Consider the following 17,142-nt stretch of genomic DNA (forward strand, 5'->3'; position numbering starts at 1 on the left):
ATGACCGCAGATGCTCCCATGACAGCCGCTTCACCGCTGGCGCCGGAATGGCTTGCCGTACCCGAGGACCTGAACGCGCTCCACGATTCCCTGTGGGCCGTGGGCATTGCAAGAAACTCCGGCGGTGAGCTGGCCTTGGACGGCATCCCCGTCAGCACGCTGAAGGAACAGTTCGGCACACCACTGTTTGTCATGAGCGAGACCGACTTCCGGGCCCGGGCGCGCTCCTTCAAGAACGCCTTCGACGAGGCTTTCGCCGACATCTGCGGGGGAGTGGACGTCTACTACGCCGGCAAGTCCTTCCTGTGCACAGTCGTGGCCCGCTGGGTGGCCGAAGAGGGCCTGCGCTTGGACACCTGTTCTGGCGGCGAACTCGCGGTGGCCGCCCGGGCGGGCATCGCCGGCGCTGACCTCAGCCTGCACGGCAACAACAAGTCCGACGCGGAGATCAGCCGCGCACTCGACATGAAGCTTGGCCGGATCGTCGTTGACAGCCTGGACGAGCTCGAGCGTGTGGCCAAAATTGCGTCTGCGCGCGGCGATGTAGCCAAGGTGATGCTGCGCCTGACGCCGGGCGTCCATGCGCATACGCATGAATTCATCGCCACGGCCCATGAGGATCAGAAGTTCGGACTGTCCATGGCCGGGGACTCCACCGAGCAGGCCGGTCTTTCCGCCGCCGAGGAAGCTGTCGCCGCCGCCACGGGCTATGCCAGCATCGAACTGCTGGGCCTGCACTGCCACATCGGCTCACAGATCTTCGAACCTGACGGCTTCGCCCTCGCGGCTGTGAAGCTTCTGGGCTTCCTGGCCGAGATGCAGAAGAAGTACTCCATCCGCCTTCCCGAGCTGGATCTCGGAGGCGGGTACGGCATCGCGTACACTCCGGTGGACACCCCCCGCCCGCCGGCCGAGATCGCGCAGGCGATGGCCGCCGTCGTGCGTTCACAGTGCGCCGAGCTGGGCATATCCGCGCCGCGGATCTCGATCGAACCGGGACGGGCGATTGTCGGCAGCAGCACGTTCACCCTGTACGAGGTGGGCACGCGGAAGACCGTGCGCGTTGACGCCCCGTCCGGCGGCGGCGCAGAAACCGGGGGAGAAACGGAAACAGCCGGCGAAAACGTTACGCATTCCCGGCGCTATGTGTCGGTGGACGGCGGCATGAGCGACAACGCCCGTCCGGTGCTCTACGACGCGGATTATTCCGCCATTCTCGCCTCCCGGACGTCCGGTGCCGCGCCGCAGCTGTCCCGCGTAGTGGGCAAACATTGCGAGAGCGGCGACATAGTTGTTAGAGATGTATATCTGCCCGAGGACGTGGCAGCCGGTGATCTGCTCGCTGTACCGGGTACCGGCGCCTACTGCTGGGCCCTGTCAAGCAACTACAACTATCTGGCCCGGCCGGGCGTTATCGCGGTGCGCGACGGATCTCCCCGGCTGATTGTCCGCGGGGAAACCGAAGAAGATTTGCTGAACCGCGACATGGGAGTCTGAATGACAGAATTGCGAACCCTGAAAGTAGCCCTGCTGGGCTGTGGCAACGTCGGGGCCCAGGTAGCGCGGATTCTCGTGGACGACGCTGACACCCTGGCTCCGCGCACCGGTGCCCGCCTGCAGCTCACCGGCATTGCCGTGCGCAACCTTGACGCCGAGCGCGAGGTGGACCTGCCGCGCGAACTGTTTACCACGGATGCCGAAACACTGGTCAAGGACGCCGACCTGGTCATCGAACTGATGGGTGGCCTCGAGCCGGCCCGTTCGTTGATCCTCACAGCCATCCAGAACGGCGCGAGCGTTGTCACAGGCAACAAGGCACTGCTGGCCGCCGACGGCCCCACCCTCTACGAAGAGGCGGACAAGGCCGGCGTCGAACTGTCCTACGAAGCCGCCGTCGCAGGAGCCATCCCGATCCTGCGCCCCATCCGCGACAGCCTGTCCGGTGACCGCATCACGCGTGTCCTGGGAATCGTCAACGGCACCACCAACTTCATCCTGGACCAGATGGACAGCACAGGGGCCCAGTTCGCTGACGCCCTTGCCGAGGCCCAGCGGCTTGGCTACGCCGAGGCCGATCCCACCGCCGACGTCGAAGGCCTGGACGCCGCGGCCAAGGCCGCCATTCTTGCCTCGCTGTCCTTCCACACACGGTTCGACCTCGCAAACGTCTACTGCGAGGGCATTACGGGTGTCACCGCTGCAGACATCGCCGCAGCCAAGGATGCCGGCTTCGTCATCAAGCTGCTCGCCATCGCCGAGCAGCTGACAGCTGCCGACGGCGGCGACGGCGTGTCTGTCCGGGTGCACCCCACGCTCCTTCCGCGGGAACACCCGCTGGCTGCCGTCCGCGGCGCCTTCAACGCTGTCTTCGTTGAAGCGGAAAATGCCGGCGAACTGATGTTCTACGGCCAGGGCGCGGGCGGCACCCCCACCGCCTCCGCCGTGCTGGGTGACCTCGTCTCCGCCGCCCGCCGGATCGTCCTGGGAGGACCCGGACGCATCGAGTCGACGACCGGCCACGTGCCGGCGCTGCCGATCTCCGCTGCGACCACCAGCTACTACATCGGCCTGGACGTGGCGGACCAGCCCGGTGTCCTGGCGAAGATCGCCCAGCTGTTCGCCGAGCACGGCGTGTCTATAGAAATCATGCGCCAGACCATCCACCGCGATGCCAACTCCAACGTGGAATCGGCTGAACTGCGGATTGTCACCCACCGCGCAAGCGAAGCTGCACTGGCAGCGACCGTCGAAGCCGTCAAGGGCCTCGACGTGATCAATTCCGTTACATCCGTACTGCGGGTAGAAGGAGCTTAAGTGGCTCACCAATGGCGCGGGGTCATCCGCGAATATGCCGACCGTTTGCCCGTCACCGATAAGACCAAGGTCATCAGCCTCGGTGAGGGTGGCACGCCGCTGGTGCACGCGCAGAAGCTGTCGGAGCTCACCGGTTCCGCGGTATACCTCAAGGTCGAGGGCATGAACCCCACGGGATCCTTCAAGGACCGCGGCATGACTATGGCCATGACAGCAGCCGTGGAGTCCGGAGCCAAGGCCGTGGTCTGCGCCTCCACCGGTAACACCTCCGCGTCGGCTGCCGCCTATGCCACCGCCGCCGGCCTCAAGTGCGCAGTGCTCGTGCCGGAAGGCAAGATCTCCATGGGCAAACTCAGCCAGGCGATCGCCCACGGTGCCACGCTCCTGCAGGTGGACGGCAACTTCGACAACTGCCTGGACATCGCCCGGAAGCTTGGCGAGTCCTACCCGGTCTTCCTCGTGAACTCCGTCAACCCTGCCCGCATCCAGGGGCAGAAGACCGGCGCATTCGAGATCGTCGACGCCCTGGGCGATGCGCCGGACATCCACGTGCTGCCGGTCGGCAACGCGGGCAACATCACGGCTTACTGGAAGGGCTACAAGGAGTACTCGGCACCTTTCGAGTCAGCCACCGCCGGGACCTTGCCTGCTGTTTCCACCCGGAACCCCAGGATGTGGGGCTTCCAGGCGGCAGGAGCAGCCCCCTTCGTGGCCGGCCACCCCATCACGGAGCCGGACACAATCGCCACTGCCATCCGCATCGGCAATCCCGCGTCCTGGGACGGTGCCATCGCCGCCCGCGACGAGTCCGGCGGCTTCATCGACGCCGTGACGGATGACGAAATCCTGGCAGCCCACCGCTGGCTCTCCTCCAAGGAAGGCGTCTTCGTGGAGCCCGGTTCCGCCGCCGGCGTGGCGGGCCTGCTCAAAAAGCACGCTGCAGGCGAAGTTCCGTCGGGCAAGACCATTGTCATCACCGTCACCGGCCACGGATTGAAGGATCCCCAGTGGGCCTTGCGGACCGAGGACGGCAGTGACGTGCAGCCCGTTAAGGTGTCCAACGACGTCGTCACGGTAGCCGCAGAGCTGGGACTGGAAGACAAATAGCAGTGGAAACCACGTTGCCGCAAACCGCCCAGCTGCCCGCCATCCAGGCCGGCCAGCAGGTCACTGTCCGGGTGCCCGCCACGAGCGCCAACCTTGGGCCGGGCTACGACAGCCTCGGGCTGGCACTGACACTGCACGACACCCTCACGGTGGAGAGCCTGGACAGTGGCGAGCTCGTCTTCGAGCTGAGCGGTGAAGGGGCCGACTCCCTGCCCCGGGATGCCAGCCACCTCGTGGTCCGGGCGATGGATGCGGCATTTGGACGCCTTGGTTACCGGCATAACGGACTGAAGATCACTGCGGACAACGTCGCTCCACACGGCCGCGGACTGGGTTCTTCGGCCTCCGCCGTCGTGGCTGCAGTCACAGCCGCCAACGCCCTGCTTCCCGCAGGGGAGCAGCAGGACCGGGAATGGATCCTGCAGCTGACCAGCGAAATCGAAGGGCATCCGGACAACGTCGCTCCGGCCATATTTGGCGGTCTGGCGCTGTCCTGGCAGGACAGTGACCAGTACAGCAGTACGTGTGCCACCGTGGATGCAGCCGTGATCCCTGTCGTTGCGGTCCCGGATTACGAGCTGTCAACGGAAGCGGCGCGGGCATTGCTGCCGGCTTCCGTGGGACATCATGCCGCTGCCATGAACTCCGGCCGCGCGGCGCTGCTGATCCACGCGCTGACGAACAACCCGGAGTTCCTGTTGCCCGGCACGGAGGACTTCCTTCACCAAAGCTACCGGGCAGAGGCGATGCGGCCCAGTGCGGGACTCATCCGGGGCCTGCGCAATGCCGGGCATGCCGCGGTCGTCTCGGGGGCCGGGCCCACGGTCCTGGTGCTGGCGAACGGTGAGGCGGAAGCAGCCGCAGTGCTCGAATTCATCGGTACGTTTACGGCGGAAAGCACACCGGACATCAACTGGCGTGTGATGAAGCTGGCAGTGGACGTTGAAGGTGCTAAAGTGGGAGTGCACCGGCGGTAAACCCGCATTCAGTCACCGCAGTCTACGCAGCACCGCAGTTTATGCAGCAATGCAGTCCTTGCAGTAAAGCGACTCTGTAGTTGAGAGGCCCTGCAGCCACGAGACCGTGCAGTCACAGAACCTGATGATTGGCTTTTTGCCCGTCCTGGTCCGCAACTGCGCAGATCTGCTGCTTTGTTCTCGCAGTGCGCAGTATTTTCCGGTGCCGCCTCCTTGGCCTGATCCAGGGCCCACAGAGAGTTTTCTGTTCCCTGAACCGTCAGTCCGATGCCCCGCCCGCACTGCGGGACATTGAAGGTGATCAGTATCCGGCCCTGCCGCGAATTCCATCCGGCAAGGTCGACATCCCGGCTGCAGATCTGAACCTGCAGCCCAGATCAAATCATCGCGTCCAGCTCCCAGTCTGGACGCCGTCGAGGGGGAAGGATCCTTCGTGACCGAAACCACTGAGCTGTTGCCAGCTGTGGACACATCATCTTCTGCTTCCGGATCGTTGACGGAAGCACCCGCCAAGAGCAGCGGCCTCGCCGGCCTGAAGCTCGCCCAGCTGCAGGCACTTGCCAGCCAGCTCGGAATCTCAGGCGGATCGCGCATGCGCAAGGGAGACCTTGTAGCGGCCATTTCGGCCCATCGCGCAGGTACTACGGCCAGCAAGGCTCCGGCCCGCACTGCTGAAAAGGCAGCCGACACCAGTGCCGCTGCCGCCGGCGCAGCGGCTCCGGCAGCCCCTGCAGAAACCACTGAGGCGCCGGCTCAGGAAGCCCCGCGCACCCGTGGCCGTGGCCGCAGCCGCCGCGCCGTCAGCGACGGCGTTATCTCCACTCCCGCCGCGGAACCGGCCGTCGAGGCAGCCTCCCAGCCGGCCGCCGTCGAAGCCCCGCGTGCCGAGGTGGCAGCGGAAGTATCCGAGCCCGGTGCCGGTGAAGGCGCCGGTGAACGCCGCCAGCCGCGTACCCGGAACCGCCGCCGCAGCGAAGCTGCCGCAACGGCTCCGGAAGCTGCCCCCGCCGAAGCTCCGGCCGAAGTGGCCGGCGTCGAAACCCGCGCTGCCGAAACCCGCGGTGCTGAAACGCGCGGTGCCGAAACCCGCGAGCAGGGTGCCGACACTGTTGAAGCCGGACAGCGCACCGACCGCCGGGAAGGCGGCCGCACCCGCGGCGGCCGTGACTCCGAAAGCGCCGGGGGCCGCGACAACCGCCGCGAGGACAACCGCGACGACGACACCGAGGGCGGCAGCCGCCGCAACCGCCGGAACCGCCGCGACCGCAACGAGCGTTCCGACAGCCGTGACGGCCGGGACGCCAACGCCCGCAACGACCGCTTCCGCGACCGCAATGACCGCCGCCGCGGACGCAGCCAGGGGCCGGACGTTGACGATATTGAGGTGACTGACGACGACGTGCTGCTGCCCGTCGCAGGCATTCTCGACGTTCTCGAAAACTACGCCTTCATCCGCACGTCCGGTTACCTGCCGGGCCCGAACGATGTCTACGTCTCGCTTGCGCAAGTCAAGAAGTACAACCTGCGCAAGGGTGACGCCGTCGTCGGCGCCATCCGCGCACCGCGCGACGGCGAAGACCGCGGCCAGCAGTCCGCCCGCCAGAAGTTCAACGCCCTGGTCCGCGTCACGTCCGTGAACGGCAAGACGTCGGAAGAGCTGAAGGACCGCGTCGAGTTCGCCAAGCTGGTTCCGCTGTACCCGTCCGAGCGCCTGCGCCTCGAAACGGACCCCAAGAAGATCGGCCCCCGCGTCATTGACTTGGTGGCCCCCATCGGCAAGGGCCAGCGCGGCCTGATCGTCTCACCGCCGAAGGCAGGCAAGACACTCATCCTGCAGTCCATCGCCAACGCCATCACCACCAACAATCCTGAGGTCCACCTCATGATGGTGCTCGTTGACGAACGGCCCGAAGAAGTCACGGACATGCAGCGCACGGTCAAGGGCGAGGTCATTGCCTCCACCTTTGACCGTCCCGCCGACGACCACACCACCGTTGCCGAGCTCTCCATCGAACGCGCCAAGCGCCTCGTGGAAATGGGTATGGACGTGGTGGTTCTTCTCGACTCCATGACCCGCCTCGGCCGCGCCTACAACCTGGCAGCGCCGGCCTCCGGCCGCATCCTCTCCGGTGGTGTCGACTCCGCAGCCCTGTACCCGCCCAAGCGGTTCTTCGGTGCAGCACGCAACATCGAAAACGGCGGCTCGCTGACCATCCTGGCCACCGCACTCGTCGAGACCGGTTCCAAGATGGACGAGGTCATCTTCGAAGAGTTCAAGGGCACCGGCAACATGGAGCTCCGCCTGTCCCGCCAGCTCGCGGACAAGCGCATCTTCCCGGCTGTCGACGTCAACGCGTCCGGCACCCGCCGTGAAGAGAACCTCCTGTCGCCTGAAGAGGTCAAGATCATGTGGAAGCTGCGCCGCGTCCTCTCCGGACTCGAAACGCAGCAGAGCCTTGAACTGCTGACCAACAAGATCCGCGAAACGCAAAGCAACGTCGAGTTCCTCATGCAGGTTCAGAAGACGACGCTTGGCGCAAAGTCGGACAACGACAAGTAGCTGAGTTAGGGGCGGGCGCTGGTGCGTTCGTGCGGTGGTTGCCGCGCGGATGTTCCGCCCCGCCCCTTAGCGTTGCAGCTGACGTACTGTGTACGTCAGCTGCAACGCTACGACAGGCCCGATGCCACTCCCGGGGCGGAACATCCGCACGGCAGTCGCGTGGCTCGCTCACCGGGGCGCGCAGATTTTGCGCCTGATTAAACTAGGTGCAGAACGAAAGGTTTTGAAAATGTTTGAGTCCGTACAGGGCCTGCTTGATGAGCATGATGCTATTCAGGCGCAGCTGGGGGATCCGGCTGTTTATGCTGACCAGAAGCTGGCGCGGAAGCTGGGGCGGCGGTCGGCCCAGCTTAACGGCATCGTGGAGGCCTACCACAAGTGGGAGGGGATTCGGGATGACCTGGCGGCTGCCAAGGAGATGGCTGCCGAGGACCCTGAGTTTGCTGCTGAGGTTCCTGAGCTGGAGGCTGCCTTGGAGACGGCCGCGGCCAAGTTGCGGCGGCTCCTCATTCCGCGCGATCCGGATGATGCCCGCAATGTGATCCTTGAGGTCAAGGGTGGCGAAGGCGGCGACGAAGCTGCCCTGTTTGCCGGCGACCTGCTGCGCATGTACACCCGTTATGCGGAGTCCCGCGGCTGGAAGACCGAGCTCATTTCCGCCACTGAATCGGACCTGGGCGGCTACAAGGACGTCCAGATGGCCGTCAAGGGCAATTCGAACGATCCTGCCGAGGGCGTCTATGCGCGGCTGAAGTTCGAGGGCGGCGTGCACCGGGTGCAGCGCGTTCCCGTCACGGAGTCACAGGGACGCATTCACACGTCGGCGGCAGGCGTGCTGGTCCTTCCCGAGGTGGACGAGCCGGAAGAGCTCGAGATCAACCAGAACGACCTGAAGATCGACGTATACCGGTCCTCGGGCCCCGGCGGCCAGTCGGTGAACACCACCGACTCCGCGGTGCGCATCACGCACCTTCCCACCGGAATCGTCGTGGCCATGCAGAACGAAAAGTCGCAGCTGCAGAACCGCGAAGCCGGCATGCGCGTTCTCCGTGCGCGCATCCTCGCCCACCAGCAGGAACAGATCGACGCCGAAAACTCGGCCCAGCGGAAGTCGCAGATCCGCACCATGGACCGCTCAGAGCGGATCCGCACTTACAATTACCCGGAAAACCGGATTGCCGACCACCGCACCGGCTACAAGGCGTACAACCTCGACCAGGTCATGAACGGTGACCTCGAACCGGTCATCCAGTCCGCCATCGAGATGGACGAGCAGGCCCGCCTGGACGCCATCGGCGACTAGCCGAACCTCACGCCAGATGACGTCCGAGCACACTCCGGCCGGTCCTGCCCAGACTCCCGACGGCGCCACCCCCGGTGGTGCCACCCTCGGTGATGCCGTGCGGGCGGCCGTCCAGATCCTTGCCGAGGCTGGGGTTCCGAGTCCCAGGGTCGACGCCGAATTGCTTGCCGAGCACCTGCTGGGGGTCGGGCTGGGCCGGCTGCGGGCCATGATGCTGGGCGACGCGCCGGTTCCGGAGGGCTATGCGGAACTCGTGGCCGAGCGCGCCCGCCGCATTCCGCTGCAGCACATCACGGGCGTCGCGCACTTCCGGTATCTTCAGCTGGCAGTGGGTCCCGGGGTCTTCATTCCCCGGCCGGAGACAGAGTCGGTTGTACAGCTGGTGATCGACCGGCTCGAGCAACTCGTCGCGTCCGGGGTGCGCCGTCCCAGAGTAGTGGATCTCGGTACCGGTTCCGGGGCCATCGCCGGCTCCGTCGCGCATGAGATGCCGGAAGCCGAGGTGCACGCCGTGGAGTTCAGCGAATTCGCACACGCCTGGGCAGCCATAAACCTGCAGCCCCTCGGGGTCAGTCTCATACGGGGGGACCTGCGGGACGCGCTGCCGGAGCTCAACGGCACCGTTGACGTCGTCGTTTCCAATCCGCCGTACATCCCGGCCGAGGCCATCCCGAACGAACCGGAAGTCGCGTTGCATGACCCGCCCGAAGCCCTTTATGGCGGAGGCACGGACGGCATGGAACTTCCGACGGCGGCAGCGGCATCGGCCGCGCGGCTGCTGGTGCCCGGGGGCTACTTCGTGATGGAACACGCCGAAGTCCAGGCGGCATGGATCGTGTCCATGCTGTCCGGAACCGGCCGGTGGACGAATATCTCCACACATCTGGACCTCAACGGCAAAGAACGCGCAACCAGCGCCGTCCTCGCCGTTCCTCCCACGGAGTGATGAAAGAATAAGGCAGTGACCACTACCTATAACTGCATGGCCGACGATGAGCGCACCGCAGGGCTGGCCCACGCCCATCGTGCCATTCTCGAAAAGAAATGCGTGGTGTTCCCTACGGACACCGTTTATGGGATCGCCGCAGACGCATTCTCGCCGCAGGCCGTCACGATGCTGCTCGCCTCCAAGGGCCGCAGCCGGACCATGCCGCCGCCCGTCCTGATGCCCCGCCTGAATGCCCTGGACGCCCTGGCCACAGATGTGTTTCCCGAGGCACGCCAGTTGGCCGAAGCATTCTGGCCCGGCGGCCTGACACTCATCCTGCACGCCCAGCCCTCACTTGACTGGGACCTTGGCGACACCAAGGGCACGGTGGCGCTGCGGATTCCCGCCGATGAGGTCGCCCAGGAGCTGTTGACCCTGACAGGACCCCTGGCGGTTTCCTCAGCAAACAGGACAGGCCAGCCGGCGGCACAGACCGCGGCTGAGGCCCGCGACCAGCTCGCCGAATCCGTTGAGGTGTACCTGGAAGACGGCTTCCGCCCCGCTGAAGGCGCCGACGCAGTGCCCTCGACGATCGTCGATGCCACGTCCCTGCCCCTGCGCGTTGTGCGGCAGGGTGCGGTCAGCCTTGAGCGGCTCCGCGAAGTGGTTCCAGGCCTGCTGGACACCGACGGCAACGCCGCCGGAATGGACACTTCCACCAGCGGGCCTGCAGCCGGTGAATCCGCGGACGACAAAGTGTCCGGCGCCGAATGATGCTCCAGCGGCAGGCCGTGCCTCTCCTGGATGTGGACGCCACTCCGCTGGACGTCGCGGGACTTACGGGGGTGCTCAGCGCTTTCATCGCCGACGGAACCACGCGGACCGTTGTCGGGCACAATCTTCACAGCGTCACCCTCTTTCACGCAGAACCGGAGTTCCGGAAGTTCTACGAGGACAGTGACGTGGTTTTGATCGACGGCGCGCCCGTGCTGTGGATGTGGGGGAGAGGCAAGCAGCACTCAGCGCCCGTCATGGACTATCGCCTGGGGTCCACCGACTGGATTCCGGCGCTGGGGCAGGTCAAAGGGCTGGAGCGGATTGCGGTCCTGGGGGCCGGATCCGTGGCAAATGCGCGTGCTGTGGCAAGACTGGAGACCATCGTGCCGGGGGCTACGGTCTCCGGGATGCCCGGTGACGGGTGGAATGAGGACCTCGAAGAGGCAGCGGCCGCCTGGCTTGCAGAGCAGCAGCCGCAGCTGGTGCTCGTGGGGCTGGGAATGCCCCTGCAGGAAGAGGTGCTGCGCCGGCGGCTCGGCACGCTGCCCCCGGCCATCTACTGCACGGTGGGTGGTGCAATCGAGCAGATTGCGGGTATCCAGAAGCTGGCCCCGCGCTGGCTGGGACGGCTTGGCCTGGAGTGGGCGTGGCGACTGGTGCTCCATCCGCGGCGGGTGGCGTACCGCGTTCTGGGCGAGCCGTGGGTGCTGCTGGCGCTGCTGCTGCGGCGCCGCCTGCGGGCAGCCCGGGGTTAGAACTTCTGGTCCTTGAGCGGACCGAAGCCCTTCCCGCGGAGCCCGGTGGAGAAGGCCCTGAACCAGTCGGCCAGGCCCCGGAAATCGCCGCGGCGCAGGAAATAGCCCAGGTAGCCGCCGACGTCGGCAGTCAGGGACTTGACGCGGAAGTAGCGCCGGATCAGATAGCCGCGGTTGCGGTAGTAGTAATACCGCTTGAACGCGGATTCGGGAACGATGACGTGCCATCGGGCCCCGAAGACGTGCTGGGTTTCGGAGAACGCATGCGGGTGGGTGATGGCCGCGGTTGTGACCGTGCCGAAACGGATGCCCGCCTTGCGGAGCCGGATGGTGAAGTCCACCTCGTCTCCGCGGATGAAGAGGCGCATGTCGGGCAGTCCCACTTTGAAGAAAACGTCCGAGCGGATCAGGGCCCCGTTGAAGAAGTGTCCGTCCTGGGGAAGGAATCCCACCTTTTCCAAGGCAGCGCGGTCGTGGGTTACCTTGCCGTCCAGCCGGAAGAAGAAGGACAGCCGGTCCGGATGGCCGGGCGCAACCACGAGCGGTACCACAGCGTCAAGGCCACGCGACTCGGCCTCGCGGACAAGCGTGGCCAGGCATTCGGCGTCCGCGGGTTCCGCGTCGTCGTCCATCATCCAGATCCAGTCGGCGCCGCTGGCCACGGCTTTGAGGACAGCCAGGGAAAATCCGCCGGCACCGCCGAGATTGGCTTTCGAGCGGACATAGTCCACATTGCCGTGCTGTTCCGCCACGTTCTTGGCCGGCACGGTGCCGCTGTCCACAAGGCAGATCGAGGAGACAGGGGCCGTCTGGCTGTTGATGGCGCGGAGCAGAACAGCGAGCTCACGGGGGCGGTCAAACGTCACAGCAGCAACGGCTACAGACACTGACATTGCGGGATCCTTTCAGCACGGCCGCCGGCAAGTTTCCCGCCGGCATGAGGCCGTGTGACGCGAAGCGATATACCCGTTGGCGTTAGTATCTTGACTAGAGTCCACTGTAATACAGCCCTGTCAGGCGGCTTCGCACTGCCTGCCTGAGCGCTTGGCGACGGAGAAGTTTCATTTATTGCACGTCAGATCCACAGCTTTCGGTCCCCCACGGTCCGCCCGGCCTGGCCAGGCATCCGCGCCGTTGTGACAGCCATCAGGCCATGCATACGCGGCGTGCCCACGGCGGCCTGCTCCCTATCGGCGTAGCGGGGGAGATCCCATGATCATGTACCTGAGCATGATGCTGACGGCAGCCGTGGTTTCCTATGCAGCAACGTGGGGTGCGCGGCTCGTCGGAAACCGGCTTGAGCTGTTCGCCCCGATCCGAAGCCGTGACATGCACTCAAGCCCGGTTTCACGGCTCGGCGGGCTGGGAATTTTTGCCGGCGTGCTTGTGGCGTTGGTGGTGGCCAGCCAGTCCTTCTTCGTGAAGGACATTTTCCGGGGGAACTCCGCCCCGTGGGGAGTGCTGGCCGGTGCAGCAGTGATTGTGCTGGTGGGGGTGGCGGATGACCTGCTCGATCTTCGCTGGTGGGTCAAGCTGATCGGCCAAAGCGCGGCGGCCCTGGTCGTGGCGATCTGGGGCGTCCGGATGACGATCATTCCGTTCGTGCCCGAACCCATCCGTTTCGACTCGGACCCGGTGAACATCACCCTCACTGCGGTACTCATCGTGACCACGATGAACGCGTTCAACTTTATTGACGGCCTGGATGGACTGGCCGCGGGCGTAGCGATCATTGGCGGTGCCGCCTTCTTCCTCACTGCCTACTGGGTGCACCGGACAGCAGTGCTGCTGGACCGCTCAGACCTCGCTACCCTGCTCACCGCCATTCTGGTGGGCAGTTGCCTGGGTTTCCTGCCGCACAACTGGTTCCCCTCCAAAATATTCATGGGTGATTCCGGCGCCATGCTGATTGGGCTGCTCATGGCCTCCGCCGGTGTGGTTTCCACCGGCCAGATCACCTCCGGGCTTTATGACCGGGTAAACGGTATCCCCACCATCATCCCCATCGTGCTGCCTTTTGCAGTTCTCTTTCTTCCGCTCCTGGATCTGTGCCTCGCGGTGGTGCGACGCACCGCCGTCGGCCGTTCTCCATGGTCTGCCGACCGCGGCCACCTGCACCACAAGCTCATGGATATCGGTTACTCACACCGCACCGCGGTGATGCTCATGTACATGTGGACGGCAGTATTGTCCTTCGGCGGGCTGGCCTTTGCCGTCTATCCGTGGCAGATCGTGCTGGCCGTGGACCTGATGGCGACACTCGCCATGGGACTTCTCACCGCATGGCCGTATTTGAGCCGCCGCAGTGCTGACACCCCCGGCCCCAGTGCCGATGCGGCAGGCTAGGCAGCGGTTTCCTGGAAATTTCTATCTCATGTAGAATTCAGGTGCAGGTGTGTCCTGCACCAAAATCCTCCGCCCCACCTTCGACGATTGGGATCGCATGACCTCCGACGCCGGCCCCGGACCTGTGTCCGGCAACGGATCCGTTGGCGCATCCGGGCCCCGGGAGTCACTGTGGCTTGGCCTGCTGGGGCTCAGTTCCGCAGCAGCCACAGCGGCCCTGCTGCTGACCGGCGTTCTGGCCCTGGTCCTCAACGGCTGGGCGGGAGCTTTTTCGACTGCCTTCGGCGGATTGCTGGTGATGGTGTTCTTTGCCATCAGCCTCCTGATCGGCCACTTCGTCGGCCGAAGCAACCCCTCGGGGGCCATTGGCCTTTTTCTGGCGACATATGTCGTCAAGGTCATCGGGTTTGCAGTCGTGCTGTTTGTGCTTGGTGAACCGGCCTGGCTCCATGAACGATGGTTCCTCATTGGGGCCGTTGTCTCCGTGGTGTTCTGGCAGGCTGCCGAAATCTACGGTTTCGGCAAGGCCCGGCTGCAGATCTATAACGACCCCGAGCCCAGCCCTCGGAGCGAGAGGGGCACCACGGATGTCTGAGCGAAACCACTCCGAAAATACTCCTGGCGACGACGCCGCCAAACGGGCCCGTACTGCCGGCGAATCGGACGTACGGGGTGACGGCGGTTACAACGCCGGCATCGCCGTATTCAGCTACATTATTGGCGGAATCATCGTCTGGAGTTTGATAGGGTGGGGACTGGATTACCTGTGGGGAACCCGCTGGATCGTGCTCGCAGGCGCTCTGCTTGGAGCTGCGGGAGGGTTCTATCTATCCCATATGCACGGCCTCACCAGTTCGCGAAAATCGGCTGACGGGAATGATGCAGCCAGCGGACCGTCCGAGGACGGAGACAGTAATGCCAAATAATTTTACGAGGGGGAGGGCGAGCATGAATCACGCCGGAACCCGACCAACGCCCAACGATGGACACTGCAGAGAGGAAACGCGTTGATCGCGCTTGCGCTCCCGGCCCAAAATTCAGGAGGCTTCACGCCTCCCGGAATTGAAGAAATGCACCTGCCGGCGATCCTGCCGTTCGGTGCGAGTGACGGATTCTCCAAGCAGATGCTGCTGGTAATCCTGTCCGTCGTCATTATCGCTACCTTCTTTATGCTCGCTGCGCGGAAGCAGCAGATGGTCCCTGGCAAGCTCCAGTTCGCCGGCGAAATGGCCTACGGCTTCGTCCGTAACAGCATCGCCAAGGACATCATTGGCGGCCGCGACTTCATGAAGTACGTCCCGCTGTTGTTCACCCTGTTCTTCTTCATCCTGGTGAACAACATCTACGGCGCGATCCCGCTGATCCAGCTTCCGAGCTTCTCCCACGTCGGCGGTGCGTACGTCCTGGCAGCCATCGTGTATGTCACCTGGATTGGCATCGGCATCAAGAAGAACGGGCTGAAGTACTTCAAGCTCGCCACCGTGCCGTCCGGCGTTCCGGTCTACATCCTGCCCATCGTCATTCCGATCGAGATCATCTCGAACTTCCTGGTCCGTCCTGTCACGCACAGCCTCCGTCTGTTCGCCACCATGCTGGCAGGCCACCTGATCGTCATGATCGCCGGCTCGGGTATCGAGTTCCTGGTCATGCAGGAAAACGTCCTGCTGAAGGGCACCTCGGTTCTGGTCCTTGCAGGCGCGATCGCCATGTACATGCTCGAAGCGCTGATCATGGCGCTGCAGGCCTACGTCTTCACCCTGCTGACGGCTATCTACATCGAAGGCGCACTTCACGCCGACAGCCACTAGGCACCCTAAAACTTCCCCCTTGCGGGGATGAAGCAACCCAAACAACCTGCCACAGAGTTGGCATCTTGAAAGGAAGAAAAATGGAAGGCTCCATCAACGGCTCTCTCAACCTCATCGGCTACGGCCTCTCCGCCATCGGCGGTGGTGTCGGTGTGGGTCTCGTGTTCGCTGCCTACATCAACGGCGTTGCACGTCAGCCGGAAGCCCAGCGCGTCCTGCAGCCGATCGCATTCCTCGGCCTTGCGCTGACTGAAGCCCTCGCCATCCTTGGTCTGGTCTTCGCCTTCGTTCTTAGCTAGTCCTTCGGAACTTAGCGAACATTCAGAACCGAGTAGATAAGGACGGGTGAAATATGAATCAGCTGATCATCTCAGCCGCCACTGAAGGCGCCGCGGCGGCGAACCCGCTCGTTCCCAACCTTTGGGAAATGGGCGTCGTCCTCGCCGGCTTTGCTGTCCTCTTTTTCATCGTGGTCAAGTTCGTTGTCCCGATGTTCGAGAAGACGTTTGCAGAGCGTGCTGAGGCCATCGAAGGCGGCATCGCCAAGGCTGAGAAAGCCCAGGCCGAGGCTTCTGCAGCACTCGAAGAGTACAGGCAGCAGCTCACCGACGCACGTGCAGAGGCCAACCGCATCCGCGAGGAGGCCCGTGCCGAAGGCGCCCAGATCCTTGCGGAGCTGAAGGAGAAGGCTGCGGCCGAGTCTGCGCGCATCACGGCGCAGGCACACGCCCAGATTGAGTCCGAGCGCCAGGCGGCCGTTGTGTCCCTGCGTTCCGAGGTGGGCACCCTGGCCACCACACTGGCTGGCCGCATCGTCGGCGAGTCGCTGGACGACGACCAGCGTGCGGCACGTGTTGTTGACCGCTTCCTGGCTGAGCTGGAGAACCAGAACGCGGGTGTAGCGAAGTAATGGCAGGTGTATCGAGCGAATCGCTGACCAAGGCGCTGACCGAGCTTGAAGCCAAGCTTCCCTTTGCATCGCTGCAGTTGGCAAGGGAACTCTTCGGAATCCTGGGAACGGTGGACAGCTCCGCAGGGCTGCGCCGCGCCCTGACGGACCCGTCCCGAAGCGGCGAGGAAAAGTCAGCGCTGATCAGGCAACTGTTCAGTGGACAAGTCTCCACCGAGGCAGCGGAGATCGCAGCCGGACTGGCCAGCTCACGCTGGGCATCGGCGCGGGACATCGGCGATGCACTCGAGACGCTTGCCGCAACGGTGGTCATCGCTGTTGCTGAAAACAAGTCGGCCGTTTCTGCCTCCGGCATTTCCGGACTGGAAGCACTCGAGAACGACCTGTTCTCGTTCAACCAGGCCGTGGCCTCCAGCCACGAGGTGCAGCGTGCTTTGTCTGAGCCGCAGGCCAGTGCTGCAGCAAAGATCACCCTGGCCGAAAGGCTGGTTCCTGGCGCAAGCGAGGAAGCCAAAGTCCTTATCGGGCAGGCCGTGGCACAGCCCCGCGGGATCAAAGCAACCCGGCTGGTTGCACGTTTCGCTGAGCTTGCCGCCAAGCGCCAGCAGCGCTGGATTGCAACGGTCACTGTGGCACGTCCCCTGACTGACGCGCAGCTCAGCCGCCTGCAGGCCGGGCTCAACTCCCTTTACGGGCGTGAGCTGAAGATCAACGTCAAACTTGATCCTCTGCTGATCGGCGGAATCCGCGTGCAGGTGGGTGACGAAGTGCTCGACGCTTCTGTACTCACCCGCCTGGGCGAGCTGCAACGCCAACTGGCCGGCTAGCCGGACAAGCACAACCTAACTGATAGAAAC

General features: G+C 64.5%; 17 protein-coding genes. 16 read left to right on the forward strand and 1 reads right to left on the reverse strand.

Going from position 1 to position 17,142, the window contains the following annotated elements; all coding sequences use genetic code 11:
* The 9 genes from M1E01_RS07180 (at position 1) to M1E01_RS07220 (ending at position 11,221) form a co-directional block, all read left to right on the forward strand.
* A complete protein-coding gene (locus M1E01_RS07180) occupies positions 1–1,497 on the forward strand; it encodes a diaminopimelate decarboxylase family protein (protein ID WP_457974374.1) in 1,497 nt (498 codons plus the stop codon).
* Entirely contained in the window at positions 1,498–2,814 is a 1,317-nt protein-coding gene (locus M1E01_RS07185) for a homoserine dehydrogenase (protein WP_457974375.1), read from the forward strand. It begins immediately after the preceding gene.
* Complete coding sequence (thrC, locus tag M1E01_RS07190) at positions 2,815–3,921, forward strand: threonine synthase (protein WP_457974376.1); 1,107 nt, start codon at positions 2,815–2,817, stop codon at positions 3,919–3,921. It abuts the gene before it with no gap.
* Between the two features lie 2 nt (positions 3,922–3,923).
* Positions 3,924–4,898, forward strand: a complete 975-nt coding sequence (gene thrB / locus M1E01_RS07195; protein WP_457974377.1) for a homoserine kinase — start codon at positions 3,924–3,926, stop codon at positions 4,896–4,898.
* A 433-nt stretch (positions 4,899–5,331) separates the two neighbouring features.
* On the forward strand, positions 5,332–7,458 hold the full coding sequence (gene rho, locus M1E01_RS07200) for a transcription termination factor Rho (protein WP_457974378.1): 2,127 nt from the start codon (positions 5,332–5,334) through the stop codon (positions 7,456–7,458).
* Between the two features lie 229 nt (positions 7,459–7,687).
* On the forward strand, positions 7,688–8,761 hold the full coding sequence (gene prfA / locus M1E01_RS07205; RefSeq protein WP_457974379.1) for a peptide chain release factor 1: 1,074 nt from the start codon (positions 7,688–7,690) through the stop codon (positions 8,759–8,761).
* Between the two features lie 16 nt (positions 8,762–8,777).
* On the forward strand, positions 8,778–9,707 hold the full coding sequence (gene prmC, locus M1E01_RS07210; protein WP_457974380.1) for a peptide chain release factor N(5)-glutamine methyltransferase: 930 nt from the start codon (positions 8,778–8,780) through the stop codon (positions 9,705–9,707).
* A gap of 15 nt (positions 9,708–9,722) precedes the next feature.
* Positions 9,723–10,463: an L-threonylcarbamoyladenylate synthase gene (locus M1E01_RS07215; protein ID WP_457974381.1), complete on the forward strand. Its 741-nt coding sequence runs from the start codon at positions 9,723–9,725 to the stop codon at positions 10,461–10,463.
* Complete coding sequence (locus M1E01_RS07220) at positions 10,460–11,221, forward strand: WecB/TagA/CpsF family glycosyltransferase (protein WP_457974382.1); 762 nt, start codon at positions 10,460–10,462, stop codon at positions 11,219–11,221. The genes M1E01_RS07215 and M1E01_RS07220 overlap by 4 nt, the downstream gene beginning before the upstream one ends.
* Here the strand turns inward: M1E01_RS07220 and M1E01_RS07225 are convergent.
* The gene (locus tag M1E01_RS07225; protein WP_457974383.1) at positions 11,218–12,114 is read right to left on the reverse strand and encodes a glycosyltransferase; all 897 of its coding nucleotides are present in this window, start codon (positions 12,112–12,114) and stop codon (positions 11,218–11,220) included. The two genes, M1E01_RS07220 and M1E01_RS07225, sit on opposite strands and share 4 nt — an antisense overlap.
* A 319-nt stretch (positions 12,115–12,433) precedes the next feature.
* On the opposite strand from M1E01_RS07225, the gene M1E01_RS07230 reads away from it, so the two are divergent.
* The 7 genes from M1E01_RS07230 (at position 12,434) to M1E01_RS07260 (ending at position 17,112) form a co-directional block, all read left to right on the forward strand.
* Positions 12,434–13,567 (forward strand): MraY family glycosyltransferase, encoded by a 1,134-nt coding sequence (locus M1E01_RS07230; RefSeq protein WP_457974384.1) that lies wholly within the window; start codon positions 12,434–12,436, stop codon positions 13,565–13,567.
* Positions 13,568–13,664: 97 nt separating this feature from the next.
* Positions 13,665–14,162, forward strand: coding sequence for a hypothetical protein (locus M1E01_RS07235; protein ID WP_457974385.1), 498 nt, complete (start codon positions 13,665–13,667; stop codon positions 14,160–14,162).
* Positions 14,155–14,493, forward strand: coding sequence for a hypothetical protein (locus M1E01_RS07240; RefSeq protein ID WP_457974386.1), 339 nt, complete (start codon positions 14,155–14,157; stop codon positions 14,491–14,493). The genes M1E01_RS07235 and M1E01_RS07240 overlap by 8 nt, the downstream gene beginning before the upstream one ends.
* An 81-nt stretch (positions 14,494–14,574) precedes the next feature.
* Positions 14,575–15,375 (forward strand): F0F1 ATP synthase subunit A, encoded by an 801-nt coding sequence (gene atpB / locus M1E01_RS07245; protein ID WP_457974387.1) that lies wholly within the window; start codon positions 14,575–14,577, stop codon positions 15,373–15,375.
* An 80-nt stretch (positions 15,376–15,455) separates the two neighbouring features.
* The gene (atpE, locus tag M1E01_RS07250) at positions 15,456–15,674 is read left to right on the forward strand and encodes an ATP synthase F0 subunit C (RefSeq protein ID WP_457974388.1); all 219 of its coding nucleotides are present in this window, start codon (positions 15,456–15,458) and stop codon (positions 15,672–15,674) included.
* 53 nt (positions 15,675–15,727) lie between these two features.
* On the forward strand, positions 15,728–16,285 hold the full coding sequence (locus M1E01_RS07255; RefSeq protein ID WP_457974389.1) for a F0F1 ATP synthase subunit B: 558 nt from the start codon (positions 15,728–15,730) through the stop codon (positions 16,283–16,285).
* A complete protein-coding gene (locus M1E01_RS07260; RefSeq protein ID WP_457974390.1) occupies positions 16,285–17,112 on the forward strand; it encodes a F0F1 ATP synthase subunit delta in 828 nt (275 codons plus the stop codon). Before M1E01_RS07255 ends, M1E01_RS07260 begins: the two co-directional genes overlap by 1 nt.
* The last annotated feature ends 30 nt before the right edge of the window (positions 17,113–17,142 follow it).

It is taken from the genome of Arthrobacter sp. D1-17, from assembly GCF_054130535.1.

Excerpts from the sequence above, each read along its gene's own strand:
- M1E01_RS07180 (WP_457974374.1), top strand. The coding sequence starts at position 1 with ATGACCGCAGATGCTCCCATGACAGCCGCTTCACCGCTGGCGCCGGAA.
- M1E01_RS07185 (WP_457974375.1), top strand. The coding sequence starts at position 1,498 with ATGACAGAATTGCGAACCCTGAAAGTAGCCCTGCTGGGCTGTGGCAAC.
- prfA (WP_457974379.1), top strand. The coding sequence starts at position 7,688 with ATGTTTGAGTCCGTACAGGGCCTGCTTGATGAGCATGATGCTATTCAG.
- prmC (WP_457974380.1), top strand. The coding sequence starts at position 8,778 with ATGACGTCCGAGCACACTCCGGCCGGTCCTGCCCAGACTCCCGACGGC.
- M1E01_RS07220 (WP_457974382.1), top strand. The coding sequence starts at position 10,460 with ATGATGCTCCAGCGGCAGGCCGTGCCTCTCCTGGATGTGGACGCCACT.
- M1E01_RS07225 (WP_457974383.1), bottom strand. The coding sequence starts at position 12,114 with ATGTCAGTGTCTGTAGCCGTTGCTGCTGTGACGTTTGACCGCCCCCGT.
- M1E01_RS07230 (WP_457974384.1), top strand. The coding sequence starts at position 12,434 with ATGATCATGTACCTGAGCATGATGCTGACGGCAGCCGTGGTTTCCTAT.
- M1E01_RS07235 (WP_457974385.1), top strand. The coding sequence starts at position 13,665 with ATGACCTCCGACGCCGGCCCCGGACCTGTGTCCGGCAACGGATCCGTT.
- M1E01_RS07240 (WP_457974386.1), top strand. The coding sequence starts at position 14,155 with ATGTCTGAGCGAAACCACTCCGAAAATACTCCTGGCGACGACGCCGCC.
- atpE (WP_457974388.1), top strand. The coding sequence starts at position 15,456 with ATGGAAGGCTCCATCAACGGCTCTCTCAACCTCATCGGCTACGGCCTC.
- M1E01_RS07255 (WP_457974389.1), top strand. The coding sequence starts at position 15,728 with ATGAATCAGCTGATCATCTCAGCCGCCACTGAAGGCGCCGCGGCGGCG.
- M1E01_RS07260 (WP_457974390.1), top strand. The coding sequence starts at position 16,285 with ATGGCAGGTGTATCGAGCGAATCGCTGACCAAGGCGCTGACCGAGCTT.